This is a genomic window from Wolbachia endosymbiont (group A) of Pherbina coryleti (assembly GCF_964026875.1).
Taxonomy (GTDB): Bacteria; Pseudomonadota; Alphaproteobacteria; order Rickettsiales; family Anaplasmataceae; genus Wolbachia; species Wolbachia pipientis.
Genome location: NZ_OZ034706.1, coordinates 398245 through 414074, shown reverse-complemented (window position 1 = coordinate 414074; position 15830 = coordinate 398245). Strand labels below are relative to the sequence as shown.

Here is a 15830-nt window from a genome sequence, read left to right as displayed (position 1 = left end):
AGCATCATGTGGTTGGAGAGCTAGGCTTAGTGGTATGGTGAACGTAAGTGAAGCTTCATAAGTATCGTAACGATTAAAGAGCTAAAGATGCTGATAAGCTCCGACCAAAAGGTAATGTGACATTTTTCATTTCTGGATGTACGCAAATCACCGGTATAGAGAAGTCACCTAACCCACTGTTGTATGACAGAAGGAACAGGGTAAGCCTGTATTTCCGCCTATATGGCAAGCAAACCGCAAGGAACGCTGATGAAAATGCAGGTAAAGGATAATGGAGAAAGCGAATGCCATTTTGTAACGAAATGTATAGAATTTGTAACATTAATTCGCGTGAAAACGAGCAGATTTCCATTTGGTCCCTCGTGACAAGAAACTTTGTTAACCACTTGAGGTAGAGAAGCAGATGACCTTACCCACAGAAATGATGAAGAAATTAGGAATATTTTTTACAAAAAGGACAATACTAACAAAAGAACTTTATTCTATTTAAAATATAAAGTTACAATAAATTTTCCTGTCATCTCCAAATAAATTACATTAACTTAGTATTGTATATTGTTAATAACTTAAATAATACAACCATTTTCAGCAACAAAAACCAAAGGTCTTGAGATACAAGATATTTGTATGGTTACTATGATAGTTCCTTTTTTAAGAAAGTTTTAAATTTCATACTTAACAATAAGCAACTTTAGGTTTAAATTTATGAAATCAGTTGTTATATACATCAGCAAATACGAATTTAACTGGTGTTATGGACTTAAATAAATTTACCGAAAAAGCAAAAAGTCTAATTCAAAGTGCTCAGATGAAAGCGTTGGGAGCTGGGCATCAGATTTTTATGCCTGAGCATTTACTAAAAGTGATGCTTGAAGATGAATCAGGTTTAGTTCAGGATTTGATAAACGCTTGTGGTGGAAATGTGCAGAGTATTTCCGATGCTGTGGATAGTGCAATAAAAAAGTTGCCAGTAATTGAAGGTCCAGGAAGTGGTGGCCTTCAACTTTCAAGAGAAATAGCAAAAGTTTTTGAAGATTCAATTGGTATTGCAAAGAGAAATAAAGATTCATTTGTTGCTGTCGAGCGTTTACTGCAGGGCCTCACTGCACAAAAAGATGATACTGTAGGCAAAATTCTGGCAGAGAATGGTGTGACTCCACAAAAACTGAACTCAGTTGTTGCAGAAATGAGAAAGGGCAGCAGTGCGGACTCGCCAAACAGTGAGGAAAAATTAAATGCGGCAAAGAAATATACAAAAGATGTTACAGAGCTTGCTATGCAAGGAAAGCTTGATCCTGTAATTGGTCGTGATGAAGAGATCAGAAGAACTATGCAGGTATCACTGAGGCGGACAAAAAATAATCCAGTGCTGATCGGTGAACCTGGTGTTGGAAAAACTGCAATAGTTGAGGGGCTTGCAAATAGAATTGTTGCAAACGATGTACCACTTGGTTTGCATGATGCAAAGGTCTTAGCTTTGGATCTTGGAGCACTAATTGCTGGCACTAAGTTTAGAGGAGAATTTGAAGAAAGGTTAAAAGCAGTTATTAATGAGCTTTCGAGAGCGGAGGGAAAAGTTATCTTGTTTATAGATGAGCTTCATACTTTAGTTGAAGCAGGAGCAACAAGTGGTGCAATGGATGCCTCGAATCTGCTAAAGCCTGCTCTTGCGCGTGGAGAAATTCGCTGTATAGGAGCCACAACTTTAGATGAATATCGTCAGCATATAGAAAAAGATCCTGCACTTGCAAGGCGTTTCCAGCCCGTGTTTATTTCTCAACCAACTGAAACTGATACCATTTCAATACTCAGGGGTTTGAAGGAAAGATATGAGGTGCATCATGGTATAAGAATTACAGACGGTGCAATAATTGCTGCTGCAACGTTGTCCAATAGATATATAACAGATAGGTTTTTACCTGATAAAGCAATTGATTTGATTGATGAAGCAGCAAGTAGGGTGAGAATTGAAATGGATAGCAAGCCTGAAGTTATTGATGAACTTGAGAGAAAGGTTATACAGCTAAAGATTGAAGCAGAGGCTTTAAAAAAAGAAAGTGATGAAAATTCTAAACAGCGTTTAAAAAAGATAAATGAAGAGATCGAAAATCTAAACAGTAAATTTGCTGACTTGAACAGCAAATGGCAGATGGAAAAGAATAAAATAGCTAGAATACAAGAAACAGCCGAAAAATTAGATAACGCTAGAAAAGAGCTGGAATTGGCTCAGCGGAGTGGAAATTTAGGAAAAGCAGGAGAGCTGATGTATGGTGTGATCCCTCAGCTTGAGAATGAATTAAAAAATCAGGAAAAGGTTACTGATAGTTTCTTAAAGAAAGAAGTGACTGGAGATGATATTGCAAACATTGTTTCAAAGTGGACAGGAATTCCAGTTGATAATATGATGCATAGTGAAAAGGAAAAACTCCTTAACATGGAGAATGAAATAGGAAGAAGAGTAATAGGGCAGAAAGATGCAATAGAAGCGATAAGTAATGCAGTTAGGCGCTCCCGCTCTGGGGTGCAAGATACTAATCGACCTTTTGGTTCATTCTTATTCTTAGGCTCAACCGGGGTTGGTAAAACCGAACTTGCGAAAGCCTTAGCTGAATTTCTGTTTGACGATCAATCAGCGCTTCTGCGTTTTGATATGTCAGAATATATGGAAAAACATTCTGTTTCAAAGCTAATTGGCGCGCCTCCAGGGTATGTTGGCTATGAACAAGGTGGCAGATTAACTGAAGCGGTAAGAAGAAGGCCATATCAGGTTATTCTGTTTGATGAAATCGAGAAAGCAAATCCAGATATATTTAATCTATTGCTACAGATCTTGGATGAGGGGAGACTCACTGATAGTCATGGTAAATTAATTGATTTTCGCAACACCATACTGATTTTAACTTCTAACCTTGGCGCTGAGATAATGCTAAAAGGGAATGTTGATTCTGTAAGAAATGAAGTGATGCAAATAGTTAAATCAACATTTCGTCCAGAATTTTTAAACAGGCTGGATGAAATTATTATATTTCACAGTTTAACCAGAGATGACATCTATAAAATTATAGATGTTCAATTTTCTTATTTACAAAAAACACTTGCTAAGCGTAAACTGAGTATAAGTTTGTCGCAGGAAGCTAAAGAACTAATAGCACAAACTGGCTATGACCCTGAATATGGAGCAAGGCCCTTAAAAAGGGTTATACAAGAGTGTATTCAAAATAATTTAGCTAAATTAGTTTTATCAGGGGAAGTAGTAGAAAATGATGAGCTAATAGTGTACGCTCTTGATAATGAAATCTTAGTTAAAAAGGTTTAAGTTCACTGTGTATTTTTGTTAAAAAAAATGTGTATAGATCATAATGTTGACACTGAGTCTTTATTTAAGCTAGCTGATCAAGAAAATCAGCAAGATAAAGAAAAAATTAAAAAATTCATTAAGTATTTTTATAGTTTTGTTTATAAAAGCGACCTAAAAGCCAATGATAAGTTTTTGCTATATATTGTAAACGATGCTTACAATTTTGTTTCTCAAAAAGAGAAAGATGAAAGTAAGTTAGTAGTAAGCAATATAGATGATATACCAGGAATAGAAGGCGATTTTACCACGATTAAGATAACAAACGATGATATGCCATTTTTGGTTGATTCTGTTATTGCAACTATTAAATCGCACGATTTAACCATATGCTATTACAGCAACAGCATAATTAACATTAAAAGAAAAGATGGCCTAATAGACGAGATTTACTCTTTGGAAGAAAGCAATGGAGTCAAAGAGTCAGTCATATATGTAATTATCAAAGGTATAAGTGACAGCTTTGTTGATACATTAAAAGAATCTCTACAGAAAACGCTGAAAGCGGTTAATTGCGTTGTGAAAGATTGGCACTTAATGCTCAAGAAACTTGATGAGGCAAGTCTTTCTGTCATCCCAGCTGGGATCCAGGAAAAGGACACGTGGATTCCAGTGTCACGCACTGGAATGACACCAGACCGAAATCAAGAGCAAAAAGATTTTCTAGTTTGGTTAAAGAATAATAATTTTGTATTTCTAGGTTATCAAGAATATATTGCTGGTAAAGATGAAAAACTCGTCTGTGATGGCAAAAAGGACCTTGGCCTGATGAGAGTAGGTCAAAGTACGTTGATTCCTTCTGCAAACCTTGATTCCCTATACATATTGAGATCAGATCTAATCTCAATAGTCCATCGGCGTACATACATGAATTGTATAGGAGTAAAAGAATTTGATGACCAGGGTAATGTAGTAAAGGAACGGCGTTTTTTCGGGCTATTTACTTCTGTAGCGGAGGTCCAAGATATTCGAACTATTCCAATAATAAAAGATAAAGTTAAAGTTATAGAAAAAAATGCAGGATTTGTAACCGGGGGCCACAACAATAAAGCTTTGATTTCTATTTTGCAAGTGTTCTCTTGTGATGAATTATTCCAATCAAATGAAGACGAATTATTTAAAATTTGCATTTCGATCATGTCTCTTGCGATTAGGCCAAGGGTCAGATTATTTTTAAGAAGAGTCGGGGATTTTATTAGTTGCATAGTGCTGATACCGATGCGTTATGCTAGCGCTAGGCTAATGTTCAAGATACGTGACATATTGAAGGATGAGACAAGTGCAGGAAGTTCAGATATTTATAACAATCACATTATCAATGAATATGATTTGATGAAATTGCATGTAGTGCTAAAGACCAAAAATGCTAGCGTTCTTGATGATGAAGTTTTGCGTATCGAAAACAAATTAAGAAACATTACAGAAAAGTGGGAAGATCGTTTTATAGACAATTTATACAATACTTTTAGCACTGTTGAGGATATATTCATCCGTTATTGCAAGGCATTTCCAATAAGCTATCAAGAGAGTTTCGAACCTCATGACGCATATTACGATATGAAAAAATTGGAGATAGTGAGGAAGAAAGGAGTTAGCGAGGTCGATTTAAGACTTACTCGTGATAATCTTAATTATCAATTAAAGGTTTATACTCCAAACAATGGAGGCCTTGAATTATCGAAGATATTAAGGATCACTAAGAATTTGGGAGCTAAAATTCTATCTCATAATGGCTATTACATAGAAATTAACGGTGGAATATGGATACACCATTTTGTGTTGTCAAGAGTCGATGAATTAATAGACAACATTACTCTAAAAGAGCAATTTGAAATAACACTTGCGAAAGTGTTTAGCAAGGAAATTAAAAATGACTATTTCAATAGTTTGATCATTATTGCTGGGCTCAAGTGGAAGGAAGTGATTCTGATTAGAGCGCTAAGTGCCTATCTAAAGCAGACGTCATTTAACTACAACCCAGAATATATCCAAAAGGTAGTCTCAGAGTATCCAAAAGTAGTAAAGTATTTGATACAACTATTTCATGCAAGATTTGATCCTAACATAGACATTGATAGAGCAGAAACTACAGAAATTGTCAGAGAAAAAATTGAGGAACTTCTAAAAGAGATCAGCAATGTTTCACATGATTACGTTTTGCGCTCGATATTTAACTTGATAATGGCTATTTTAAGGACCAGTTATTATCAAGATAATAAACCCTACTTATCCATAAAATTTGACTCAAGTAAAGTGAATGGTTTGCCTGATCCTCGTCCGTATCGTGAATTATATATTTATTCAAACCTTTTTGAGGGAATACATCTAAGAGGAGGGAAATTAGCCCGTGGTGGCTTAAGGTGGTCGGATAGGACGGAAGATTTTCGCACTGAAGTTTTGGGGCTCATGAAAGCTCAGATGACAAAAAATGCGGTTATTGTCCCTGTTGGCGCAAAGGGTGGGTTTGTAATTAAGCAAGTTTATAAAGACAAAGATACTTTAAGAGAGAAAAGTGTTGAGTGCTATAAGAGTTTTATTAGAGGAATGCTTGATATTACTGATAACGTGGTTGATGGTGAAATAATTCCACCAGAGAATGTGATTAGGTATGATGAAGACGATCCATACTTGGTAGTTGCAGCAGATAAAGGCACTGCTTCATTTTCTGATTATGCCAACCAGATAGCCTCTGAATACAATTTTTGGCTTGGCGATGCATTTGCATCTGGTGGATCAGCAGGTTATGATCACAAAAAAATGGGTATTACAGCCAAAGGTGCATGGATTGCAGCACAGAGGCATTTTTGGAAAATGAATAAGGATATTTACCAGGATGCAACTGTTATTGGAATTGGGGATATGGCTGGCGACTTATTTGGAAATGGTATGCTGCTTTCAAAAAATATACATTTAATCGGCGCATTTAACCATATGCATATTTTTGTTGACCCAAACCCTGATGCAAAAAAGAGTTTCACAGAGCGTAAACGTCTCTTTGAGTTACCATTTTCAACTTGGATGGATTATAATAAAGATTTGATTTCTAAGGGTGGAGGAGTATTTGAGCGTAGCAGTAAGCAAGTAAACATTTCTCAAGAAATAAAAAAGTGCTTTGATATAACAGAAGATATGCTACCTCCAAGTGATTTGATTAGATATCTATTGAAAGCAAAAGTGGACTTCATATGGAATGGAGGAATCGGCACGTTTGTTAAGGCAAAGAGTGAAAATCATAGCATGGTCGGTGACAAAGCAAACGATGAGTTAAGAGTGAATGGTAAAGATATTAGAGCTTCTATGTTTATAGAGGGTGGAAATCTTGGTTGTACACAGTTTGGAAGAATAGAATATGCTGAAAAAGGTGGATATATCAATGCAGACTTTGTTGATAATTCAGCCGGAGTGATATGTTCGGACCTTGAAGTTAACATTAAGATTGCATTTGTTTCAGCTATGAAAGCAGGGGGTATTTCTTTAGAAAAAAGGAATGAAATACTGGCAAGTATGGTGGATGAAGTTGCATCCAAAGTGCTTGAGAACCACAACAAAATTGAAACAAAAGCATTACTTCTTGAGTGTTTGCAAGCTAAAGAGAGATTGGAGCAGCACCACAGGTTACTGCTCAGTTTAGAAAAATCTGGGCTGTTAAACCGAAGCGTAGAATTTCTTCCAACTGAAGAAGAGATAGCAAGGATGTTAACTGGTGCAGAAGGTTTCAGTTCTCCTCAGCTCTCTGTTCTAATGTCTTATGCTAGAACAGCAATAAAAAATGAAATTATACATTCCGATCTGTCTGAAAAAGATCTTATATCTCATGACTACTTGCTAGGTTATTTTCCTAAAAAGATGGTAACAAAGTTTAAGGATTTCATATTAAAACACCAACTTCGTAGAGAAATTATCTCTACTTGCATTGCAAATGATGTAGTGAATAGAATGGGCTGTATATTCATCAATAATTTGGCTGAGAACACTGGAATTAAGATACAAGAAGCGGTTAACATATATATTGTTGTTAACCACCTGTATGATTTAAACAGCCTGTGGCAGAAAATTGATGAATTGGATGGAAAAATTGATGTTAACTCATACTTACAAATAGTGAGGAACGTGCAGAAATTTATTGGCAGAGTATCATTTTGGCTAGTGAAAAATCTTGGCAAGCTTAGCTTTGTAGAATTGGATGATGTTACAAAATTTAAAGATGCAATTGAAACTTTAGGCCAGAACTTAACTGATGTTTTAGATGAACACCTATTAAAGATCTATAGCCATGGATCAACTTCTTTAGTAGAACTTAATATAAATAAAGATCTAGCAAAAAAAGTTGCTGATCTATGCGTTCTTGCTTATGCACTGGACATTATATCTGTTGCTGAACAGACATCTTTGTCCATTCTTGATGCTGGTAAAATATACTTTGAGTTAAAGTCGCTGTTAAGATTCGATCTGATTAGAACAATTGCCATCAAGATGAAAAGCCGCTCTTCTTATTGGGATCGCAGCTTAGTTAATGATTTATTGGACGATTTAAGCAATTACCATCACAAGCTAGCTGTTAAAGTCATAAAAGCTACTGATAACCCCGAAGATAAGGTTCAAACCTGGGCTTGTGATGATAAGGACTACATAGAACGTTATAATAGTTTTTTAGATGAGATGGTTGCTTCTAAACTTGATTTAAGCAAATTAATATTTATAATCAGAAGGATTAAAGTACTTGCTTCATAGGAAAATGTTCAATATAGGTCTTTCAGAAATTTTAGTTGTAGCTTTAGTGAGCATAATTGTTCTTGATAAAAATAAGGTACCTGTATTTATTGATTTTATTAAGACTATATATAGGTATTTTACAATTGTAAGGTTAAAAGCCAGAAGGTTATTGAAGGATGCCGGAATTGAAGACTTATATAAAGAGTGTAATACTGAGAAAGTAAATTACATAGTTGGTAAAAATGGTAAGCTTTATCCTACTTACGATATAGATAATACATCTAAAGATAATGACAGCGAAGATTCTGGTAGTAGATGATGTACTATCTAATGTCAAGCTTTTAGAAGCTCGACTAAAAGCAGAGTACTATACGGTTATCGTAGCTCATGATGGTGAAGAAGCTATAGATTTAGTAGCAAAGCAGCAGCCTGATATTATATTACTTGATATCATGATGCCAAAGATGAATGGCTTTGAAGTTTGTAAGGAGCTAAAGAGTGATCCCTTGACAACCCATATTCCAATAATTATGGTAACTGCGCTGCATGATACTCATGATAGAGTGCAAGGTATTAATGCTGGCGCGGATGATTTTCTGACTAAACCAATAAACGAAACTGCTTTATCTGCACGAATTAAGTCTCTCACACGCTTAAAGATGATTATCGATGAATTGCGTTTGAGAGGAGAAACTAACGCTGAGATTGGTGGAGTCGCAGGAAACAGTATTATGGATTATTCCAATCAGATTTTTGATGCTAACATACTTGTTATAGATGAGGATGTTCATCAAGCAGAGCAGATATATAATATATTAAAGCAACGCTTTAGGTCAATTAAAATACTGAGTGATCCAATGGAAGCATTGAAGGTTGGTATTGAGAATGGTTACGACCTGATCATTTCTGATATGCAATTTTCAAAAACTGACGGCTTGCGTTTGTGTTCTGAGTTTCGTAGTAAGGTGGAAACACGTTATACACCAATTCTGATTCTTTCTGAGGATTATGATAAAAACAATTTAGTAAAAGCACTTGATGTAGGTGCTAATGATTATTTAACAGTACCTTTGGATGAGGGTGAGCTAATAGCAAGGGTTAATTCGCAAGTAAAACGCAAAAGATATCAAGATGCCTTGAGAATGAATTTATTTAATAATGCGGAAATGTCTATAAAGGACCCATTAACTAACTGTTATAATAGAAGATATTTTGATGCACACTTAAGAAACATTGTTAAGGACTCTGTGGAAAAGGATAGAAGGTTGTCTCTTATGATACTTGATATAGACTATTTTAAGATAGTGAATGACAGTTTTGGGCATAGTGCTGGAGATGAACTTTTAAAGCAAATACAGAAAAGAATTTCTGAAAATATCAGAGTGACAGATTTACTAGCTAGGTTTGGTGGTGAGGAGTTTGTTGTTGTAATGCCAGATACCAATGTATCAGATGCGTATACTATTGCGGAGAGAATACGAAAAATTATTGCTAAAGAACCTTTTGTACTTGCGGATAAAAATACAACCCATAATGTAACTGTGAGCATTGGAATTGCAGAAATGCAAGGATCTGACTTTGATGATATTAAAAAATTTATAGTACGTGCCGACAAATATTTATATAAAGCAAAAAACAGTGGTAGAAATAGAGTGGTTACTGGCTATAGCTAAAGTGGCTTAAGTTTACCGACAACCGTCATTCCGCTACTCGTTAGCGGAATCTATGCTGAGATACCGCGCACAACTGTACGAACGTTGTAGTTTGGAAGCAATTCCCACCAGTGGGATGTCATCCCAGTGCCCAGACACTGGGATCCAGCTTCTATGCAACTTAATTAAAAACGTTTGTTTTAGCGTAAGACAACTACCTTTAGCTCATCAGCTCAGTTATAGCTCTTTCCATAAAAGTCCGGATGTGATAGGATAAGGGTAGATGATGATAAGGAGGTTGAATGCCAGCAGCATATAGTTATGATTTAAGAAAAAAAGCAATGGAAGCGCTAGACGAAGGAGAAAGCAGAGAAACAGTGGCAGCAAGATTTAAGATTGGACGAACTATAGCTCTTTTTACAATAATCCGAACAGACCGTAATATGCTACTGGCCTGCTATAGCCATAAACACATATCTTATCGCATTCGGACTATTATAAGAAAGGCTATACTTTATGGGAGTGGCAGCAAAGAAGAAAAGAAACAGGAGACTTTCAATCAAAAAAACTTGGAAATGGGGGTTACAATCACAAAATTACCGACTGGGATACCTTTGCCAAATTTGCCAGAGAACACGGAGGAAAGACTCTATCGGAAATGGCTAAACTTTGGAACAACGTTAGTATCCAAACGATCTATCGAGCCCTTAAAAAAATTGGATTTACGCGCAAAAAAAGACATATGGATACAAGGAAAGAAACGAAGAAAAACGTGCTGAATTTTTGAAAATTATAGCGACAAAAGAACCTAAAAACTTAGTGTATATAGATGAGTCTGGCATTGATAACACCGAAGACTACCCCTACGGATATTGCCAGAAAGGACAGCGGTTTTATGCCTTAAAATCTGGAAAGAAAACTCAACGAATCAGTATGGTTGCAGCCTTAAGTGGAAGAAAGATAGTTGTTCCGTTAACCTTTGAAGGCCACTGTAATATGGATGTTTTTAATGGATGGTTTGAGCAATTTTTGACACCGATCTTGGAACCTGGACAGACTGTCATTCTTGACAATGCTACTTTTCATAAGTCTGATAAGATTATCGAGCTTGCTAAAGGGGTTGGTGCAGAAATTTTGTATCTGCCGCCTTATTCTCCAGATTTCAACAAAATTGAGCATCATTGGTTTGCTATAAAAAACAGAGCCAGGAAAAACATTCCTCTATTCGAATCCTTTCGTCGTGCTGTTGATTCTGCCTTCCTATGACCTGTTCGGACTATTATGAGAAATGCTATATAAGCAAAATTTCTGGATTCCAGTGTCAAGCACTGGAATGACACCATTTGCTGTGCAATTTATAGCCTTTCTTATAATAGTCCGAATGCGATAAGATATGTGTTTATGGCTATAGCAGGCCAGTAGCATATTACGGTCTGTTCGGATTATTGTAAAAAGAGCTATACCTTCAAAAATGAATGTTTGTACAGCTATGGAATGAATCGCGGTATGACGTGTTGCTTGGGTTAGCTATAGATTTCTGAAATGATTTCAAAAAAATGATAACTAAGATTAAAGCGACAACATGAGGTTTCTCAGCTCTGGAAATTTCACGTTTAACTGCAAAAATAGATACTTATTTAAAAAATATCCTGTGACTTTCAGTCCTAACTGAAATTCTTGGAATGAGTAGCTGTTTTGTAGGGTATTATTGTATACATCATGCAACATTTGTGGAAAAGGTAGGAGTTTATCTGCATAATAATCTCCTACTTTTTTTGACACTGCTCTACCAGTTTTTGGAGAAATAAATTGCAGATTTTCCTTAACACCTGTTACAGCGCATTTGGATAAGTCTAACTTGAATCCCAATTGCGTAAGAAGCAGAAGCTCTAAGTTAAGATAATGGCTTTGCCAAGACTGATTGTTGTGTTTAATTACATCGATGAAATATCGAAAATTGTCATACAGCATGGCACAGGGTTCACTTTCTGGAAGCACTTTTTCTAAAATAGAGGAGAAAGAAACAATAGTAATGCTTTTTAACCTATCTTGAAAGAAATGATGGAATGGAGATTCGATTAATTCGCACTTAAAAAAACCTAGATTTTCAGGTAACTTAGCACTCCATTCTGCATGTAATAGATTACTTATCTGAAACTTATAATTGCTATTGTTTGTTAGCTTAGTTAATCCCCTGCGCTTTCCATGATTTTTTGTAAACAGAGAAAGAATTAAGTTTTTATCGCCGTATTTTTTAGCAGCTATAATGATGCCTTCATCTTTCCATCTCATTTAGAGTGTATTGACCGTATGATATATAGGATAGTGCACCTAGAGCGTGTAATCCATAAAAATCACTTACTCCGTTACTGTTTGCTTCCAAAGTTTCAAGGCTATGAGAGAGTAAGTTATTGGCTGCCACTCTTCTTCCTGAGCCTGATGCATTTCATACTGAGCTTTTGGTTTGCTAAATAATTGTTTGAATGATTTTAGTAACATTACTTTTCCTCGTCTGAAATTTTGGATAATTCAGCTTCTAATTCTTCTATCGTCGGTAAAGCTGTTTTTATGTTCTCTGGTAGATTTTCAGTTATTCGATATTCTGCTAGCCCTATTGGCTTGTTCATGTCTCGGAGTGTATATTTAGCAAGTACATCGTCTTTAGATTTACATAAGATTAACCCTATAGAAGGTTGATCTGTCGAGTGCTTCAGTAAATCATCAACTGCAGAAAGATAAAAATTCATTTTACCAGCATATTCCGGCTTAAAATCCTTATCTTTTAGTTCAATCACTACGAAGCAACGTAACTTTAAATGATAGAATAATAAATCAATATAAAAGTCTTTATTACCAACATCTAAATGAAATTGTCTACCAACAAATGCAAATCCTTCACCGAGTTCTAACAGAAATTTTTCCATATGCCCTACGAGTCCTTTTTCTACTTCTCTTTCATGAGCATCCTTACCTATACTTAAAAAATCAAAAATATACGGATCTTTTAATGTGTAATGTGCTAGATCGGATTGTGGAGATGGTAATTTTTCTTTAAAATTAGTTATTGCTTTTCCTTGACGTTTATGTAGTCCAAGTTCTATCTGCATCACCATAATGTTACGTGACCAGCCATGTTCAATAGCTTTTTTTACATAAAATAATCTTATTTCATGACTTTCTATTTTTTCCAAAAGAGTGATATTGTGATACCAAGTTAATTGTGCAAGAGGCTCCTGCACAAATTCAACATCAGGATATTCTTCGGCAAACTTACGCATATACTTCAGATTTCTCATGCTAAAGCCTTTCATTTCTGGAAATGTACTTCTCAAATCCTTACTTAATTGATCAATTACCTTAGCTCCCCAGCCGTGTTCTCTTTGCCGTTTTAAGATTTCTGTTCCAATATAATGGTAGAGCAAGATAAGCTTACTATTTACTGCAAGCGCTGCCTTATAACGGCTTGTTGCAATACGATCTTTCAACTGCTCTAAAAATTCTGTATATTCTTTTGCTATAATTCTTGTCATAGGATTCCTTTTAATCCATTATACAATTCCTTTGTCTGTCGAGAAGACAATCTTTCGCTTGCCTGCAACTTTGAAGGGATTCCTTATTTACTTCAAACTTGTCCATCAACTAAAATATATTGACTTTACGTGCAATATTAGCTTTAAACCAGTAAAACAAGCTGCTTAACATATGCGTTTTTTCTATTCTAATTATATTCTTTTTTTGTCTTTATGTTGTTTTTTGCTTTTTTCGTTATCTTCAACAAAAGCCCAAACGAATGATACGTTAGCTGTTCCTATACCACAAAGGAAAAAAGAAATAGTTGAGCACACTGTTGTAGCACAACCGAGGCAAATTATCGAAATGCAAGAAGAAGTCATTATTAACGAGGGTAAAGAATTCATTCCTGTTCCAAAAAGAAAAAAAAGTGTAGAGAAGAAACTAAGAAGGGATGTCAGAGAGGCAAAGAATGAAATAGGAAACGAAAAAAGCGTTGAGAGCAAAAAGGATGAATTAGTTGTAACAGAAATTATTAACTCTATAAGAGAAAAGCTCACAAAATGCTGGAGCATTCCTGAAAGCATAGCTTACAAAGAAAATTTTAATATAAAAATTAACTTATTGTTATCCAGTCAAGGCGAGATAATTATGGCGGATGTAGCAGACAGTGATTCCTATCGAAATAATCCACTTTTCAGGTCGATAGCAGATAATGCAATGCGTGCAGTATATAAATGTAGCCCATTGACCGGCTTGCCTACTCAGCACCACCACATTTGGCGTGAAGTAACACTAGATTTTATTCTATAGCTAAAGTAATTCTATAATTTAATAAGCCCACTGTATCCGTTCAGGATAGCAGCAAGACCATAGAGTAAAAGTGAGTTTACAACAAATGGTGTCATCCCAGTGCTTGACACTGGGATGGCTTTGTTGCATAGCAACTGAAAAAATTTGGTGGCTACTGACAAAATTCATTATAAAATAGCCATTTAACCTTGAAAGAAAAAATATGCCACAAAAAATGAGGGTCAGTAACCATAGCGAATATAACAAATTTCTAGAAAAAAGAGGAAATATTTTTCATTATATCAACGAAGCCATAGAAAAGTGGTACGAGAATGGTCCAAAAATACCAGGTGGCAACAATATTTATAGCGATAAAGTTGTAATTTTGGTGCACATAATAACTTGTTTATTTAGAATAGGCCTGAGGCAAACAGTTGGGTTTATAGCAGGATACCTTGAGCAAATTGGGAAAAATTTGCAAGTTATCAGCTATTCACAATCATCAAGAAGGTTTAAGAAACTCAATATTAAGATCAATGATTGCAGAAAATAATATGGAAGATATCGAAATTGCTATAGACAGTACAGGAATTAGTATATACAACAACACTCCTGGTCATAGCAAAGAAAATAGCGAAGATAGAAAGTATCGCAGCTATGAACAGACAAGAAAATTGCATGTAATGTTGAATACAAACAGCAAAAAAGCCATAGCTGTAAAATACAGTAACGGCTGATCACTATGGAGCTTGTGATTTGCTAAAAGAAGTCGATTTTCAGTATGTCATAAAAGTACTATATGCAGATAGGGCATATGACAGAGAAAAGCTCTATAAGCTGTGTAATCAATATGGTATAAAAACGAAAATTCCTCCGAAAAACAACGCAGCAGAGCATCCAAAGTTAGACTATATGGCTGAGAGAAATGCTGCAATTAGACTAATAAAATCATGCAGCGAAGATGGAATGAAGAGGTGGAAAAGGCAAACAAACTACGGAAAAAGATCTTATATAGAAAGTTTTTTCTCGCGACTGAAACAAACATTCGGGTTTAGTTTTAGGAATAAATCTGAGACAAATAGAGAGAAGGAACTAAATGCTATTTGCTCAATAAGTTCACTGATATTGGTATGGCTAAATTTGAGATAGCTTCATAAATTTATTGTGCGTTACCTACTATCCGAAGAGCGATGCAACAAAGCCCACTGGGATCCAGTTTTCTTTACAAATTCACCAAAAGTGCTTCATTCTATAACGCAAAACCCATACTTACCAAACCCAATGCATTACTTGCAATTAAGTTTCCTGGATCCAAGTAGTCTGGGCACTGCCGTCATAAAGGAACTAGTGTCAGCTACTTTCATGACACCCTTCTGGTAGGCCCAAATCGCAATGTTCGTACAGTTATGGAATGAACCGCGGTATGACGTAGGAAGATCTGAGCAAACTTTCAATCAGAAACAGCCAAAGATCTCTCTAAGATGTCAGTTTCTTTTGTATCTTCAACTTTACCGTCCTGGTCGAATGAAATTTGCAGAGACTTACTACTATACTTCCTTTTTCCTAAAAAATTGGCTTGTTTAATTTTATATGAGACATAGTACCAAACATTGTCATCGAACTTTGATACTAATGTTGGTGATCCTAAAGTGTGAACCACTTTTTCTTTATCGTCACCTACTTTTATCTTGCTCCACAATTCAACACTAATGCCAGGAGCTCCGTGATTGTGAATAGTGTGAGTGCAGCTCACTGTAAATAATAAAATAAAAGATATTAATACTCGCATTTCTGTTGATAAATTACTT

The 15830-nt window shown here is 35.5% G+C and carries 13 protein-coding genes and 1 pseudogene; 9 read left to right on the top strand and 5 right to left on the bottom strand.

Going from position 1 to position 15830, the window contains the following annotated elements; all coding sequences use genetic code 11:
- The first annotated feature begins 754 nt into the window (after positions 1-754).
- The 5 genes and pseudogenes from clpB to AAGD87_RS02115 all read left to right on the top strand — a co-directional run bounded on the left by clpB (position 755) and on the right by AAGD87_RS02115 (position 10986).
- Positions 755-3316 carry an ATP-dependent chaperone ClpB gene (gene clpB, locus AAGD87_RS02140; RefSeq protein ID WP_264339172.1) on the top strand — a complete coding sequence of 854 codons (2562 nt, stop codon included), beginning with the start codon at positions 755-757 and terminating at the stop codon, positions 3314-3316.
- Positions 3317-3343: 27 nt separating this feature from the next.
- The gene (locus AAGD87_RS02135; RefSeq protein ID WP_341817794.1) at positions 3344-8086 is read left to right on the top strand and encodes an NAD-glutamate dehydrogenase; all 4743 of its coding nucleotides are present in this window, start codon (positions 3344-3346) and stop codon (positions 8084-8086) included.
- A 4-nt stretch (positions 8087-8090) separates the two neighbouring features.
- The gene (locus tag AAGD87_RS02130; protein ID WP_010082258.1) at positions 8091-8387 is read left to right on the top strand and encodes a hypothetical protein; all 297 of its coding nucleotides are present in this window, start codon (positions 8091-8093) and stop codon (positions 8385-8387) included.
- Positions 8359-9741: a PleD family two-component system response regulator gene (locus AAGD87_RS02125; protein ID WP_264339171.1), complete on the top strand. Its 1383-nt coding sequence runs from the start codon at positions 8359-8361 to the stop codon at positions 9739-9741. The genes AAGD87_RS02130 and AAGD87_RS02125 overlap by 29 nt, the downstream gene beginning before the upstream one ends.
- 281 nt (positions 9742-10022) lie before the next feature.
- A pseudogene (locus AAGD87_RS02115) lies at positions 10023-10986 on the top strand (IS630 family transposase).
- Here the strand turns inward: AAGD87_RS02115 and AAGD87_RS02110 are convergent.
- From AAGD87_RS02110 to AAGD87_RS02095, 4 genes are all read right to left on the bottom strand, one after another.
- On the bottom strand, positions 10981-11145 hold the full coding sequence (locus AAGD87_RS02110; RefSeq protein ID WP_341817698.1) for a hypothetical protein: 165 nt from the start codon (positions 11143-11145) through the stop codon (positions 10981-10983). The pseudogene AAGD87_RS02115 and the gene AAGD87_RS02110 overlap by 6 nt on opposite strands.
- 144 nt (positions 11146-11289) lie before the next feature.
- On the bottom strand, positions 11290-12012 hold the full coding sequence (gene recO / locus AAGD87_RS02105) for a DNA repair protein RecO (protein WP_065094880.1): 723 nt from the start codon (positions 12010-12012) through the stop codon (positions 11290-11292).
- A gap of 66 nt (positions 12013-12078) precedes the next feature.
- Positions 12079-12219, bottom strand: a complete 141-nt coding sequence (locus AAGD87_RS02100) for a hypothetical protein (protein WP_007548500.1) — start codon at positions 12217-12219, stop codon at positions 12079-12081.
- Complete coding sequence (locus AAGD87_RS02095) at positions 12219-13250, bottom strand: YhcG family protein (RefSeq protein ID WP_341817697.1); 1032 nt, start codon at positions 13248-13250, stop codon at positions 12219-12221. Before AAGD87_RS02095 ends, AAGD87_RS02100 begins: the two co-directional genes overlap by 1 nt.
- Before the next feature lie 172 nt (positions 13251-13422).
- Here AAGD87_RS02095 and AAGD87_RS02090 point away from each other — a divergent pair, with 172 nt between their 5' ends.
- The 4 genes from AAGD87_RS02090 (at position 13423) to AAGD87_RS02075 (ending at position 15171) form a co-directional block, all read left to right on the top strand.
- A complete protein-coding gene (locus AAGD87_RS02090) occupies positions 13423-14043 on the top strand; it encodes a hypothetical protein (RefSeq protein WP_264339167.1) in 621 nt (206 codons plus the stop codon).
- Between the two features lie 202 nt (positions 14044-14245).
- Positions 14246-14575, top strand: a complete 330-nt coding sequence (locus tag AAGD87_RS02085; protein ID WP_007548762.1) for a transposase — start codon at positions 14246-14248, stop codon at positions 14573-14575.
- The gene (locus AAGD87_RS02080) at positions 14559-14759 is read left to right on the top strand and encodes a hypothetical protein (protein ID WP_010082383.1); all 201 of its coding nucleotides are present in this window, start codon (positions 14559-14561) and stop codon (positions 14757-14759) included. Before AAGD87_RS02085 ends, AAGD87_RS02080 begins: the two co-directional genes overlap by 17 nt.
- Before the next feature lie 19 nt (positions 14760-14778).
- A complete protein-coding gene (locus AAGD87_RS02075; protein ID WP_338481864.1) occupies positions 14779-15171 on the top strand; it encodes a transposase in 393 nt (130 codons plus the stop codon).
- Positions 15172-15472: 301 nt separating this feature from the next.
- Here the strand turns inward: AAGD87_RS02075 and AAGD87_RS02070 are convergent, their stop codons facing one another.
- A complete protein-coding gene (locus tag AAGD87_RS02070; RefSeq protein WP_006279908.1) occupies positions 15473-15811 on the bottom strand; it encodes an outer membrane protein assembly factor BamE in 339 nt (112 codons plus the stop codon).
- Positions 15812-15830 lie beyond the last annotated feature (19 nt).

Bases quoted from the DNA above. Each gene is read 5' to 3' on its own strand.
- clpB (WP_264339172.1), top strand. From the start codon at position 755: ATGGACTTAAATAAATTTACCGAAAAAGCAAAAAGTCTAATTCAAAGT.
- AAGD87_RS02135 (WP_341817794.1), top strand. From the start codon at position 3,344: ATGTGTATAGATCATAATGTTGACACTGAGTCTTTATTTAAGCTAGCT.
- AAGD87_RS02130 (WP_010082258.1), top strand. From the start codon at position 8,091: ATGTTCAATATAGGTCTTTCAGAAATTTTAGTTGTAGCTTTAGTGAGC.
- AAGD87_RS02125 (WP_264339171.1), top strand. From the start codon at position 8,359: ATGACAGCGAAGATTCTGGTAGTAGATGATGTACTATCTAATGTCAAG.
- AAGD87_RS02110 (WP_341817698.1), bottom strand. From the start codon at position 11,145: ATGCTACTGGCCTGCTATAGCCATAAACACATATCTTATCGCATTCGG.
- recO (WP_065094880.1), bottom strand. From the start codon at position 12,012: ATGAGATGGAAAGATGAAGGCATCATTATAGCTGCTAAAAAATACGGC.
- AAGD87_RS02100 (WP_007548500.1), bottom strand. From the start codon at position 12,219: ATGTTACTAAAATCATTCAAACAATTATTTAGCAAACCAAAAGCTCAG.
- AAGD87_RS02095 (WP_341817697.1), bottom strand. From the start codon at position 13,250: ATGACAAGAATTATAGCAAAAGAATATACAGAATTTTTAGAGCAGTTG.
- AAGD87_RS02090 (WP_264339167.1), top strand. From the start codon at position 13,423: ATGCGTTTTTTCTATTCTAATTATATTCTTTTTTTGTCTTTATGTTGT.
- AAGD87_RS02085 (WP_007548762.1), top strand. From the start codon at position 14,246: ATGCCACAAAAAATGAGGGTCAGTAACCATAGCGAATATAACAAATTT.
- AAGD87_RS02080 (WP_010082383.1), top strand. From the start codon at position 14,559: ATGATTGCAGAAAATAATATGGAAGATATCGAAATTGCTATAGACAGT.
- AAGD87_RS02070 (WP_006279908.1), bottom strand. From the start codon at position 15,811: ATGCGAGTATTAATATCTTTTATTTTATTATTTACAGTGAGCTGCACT.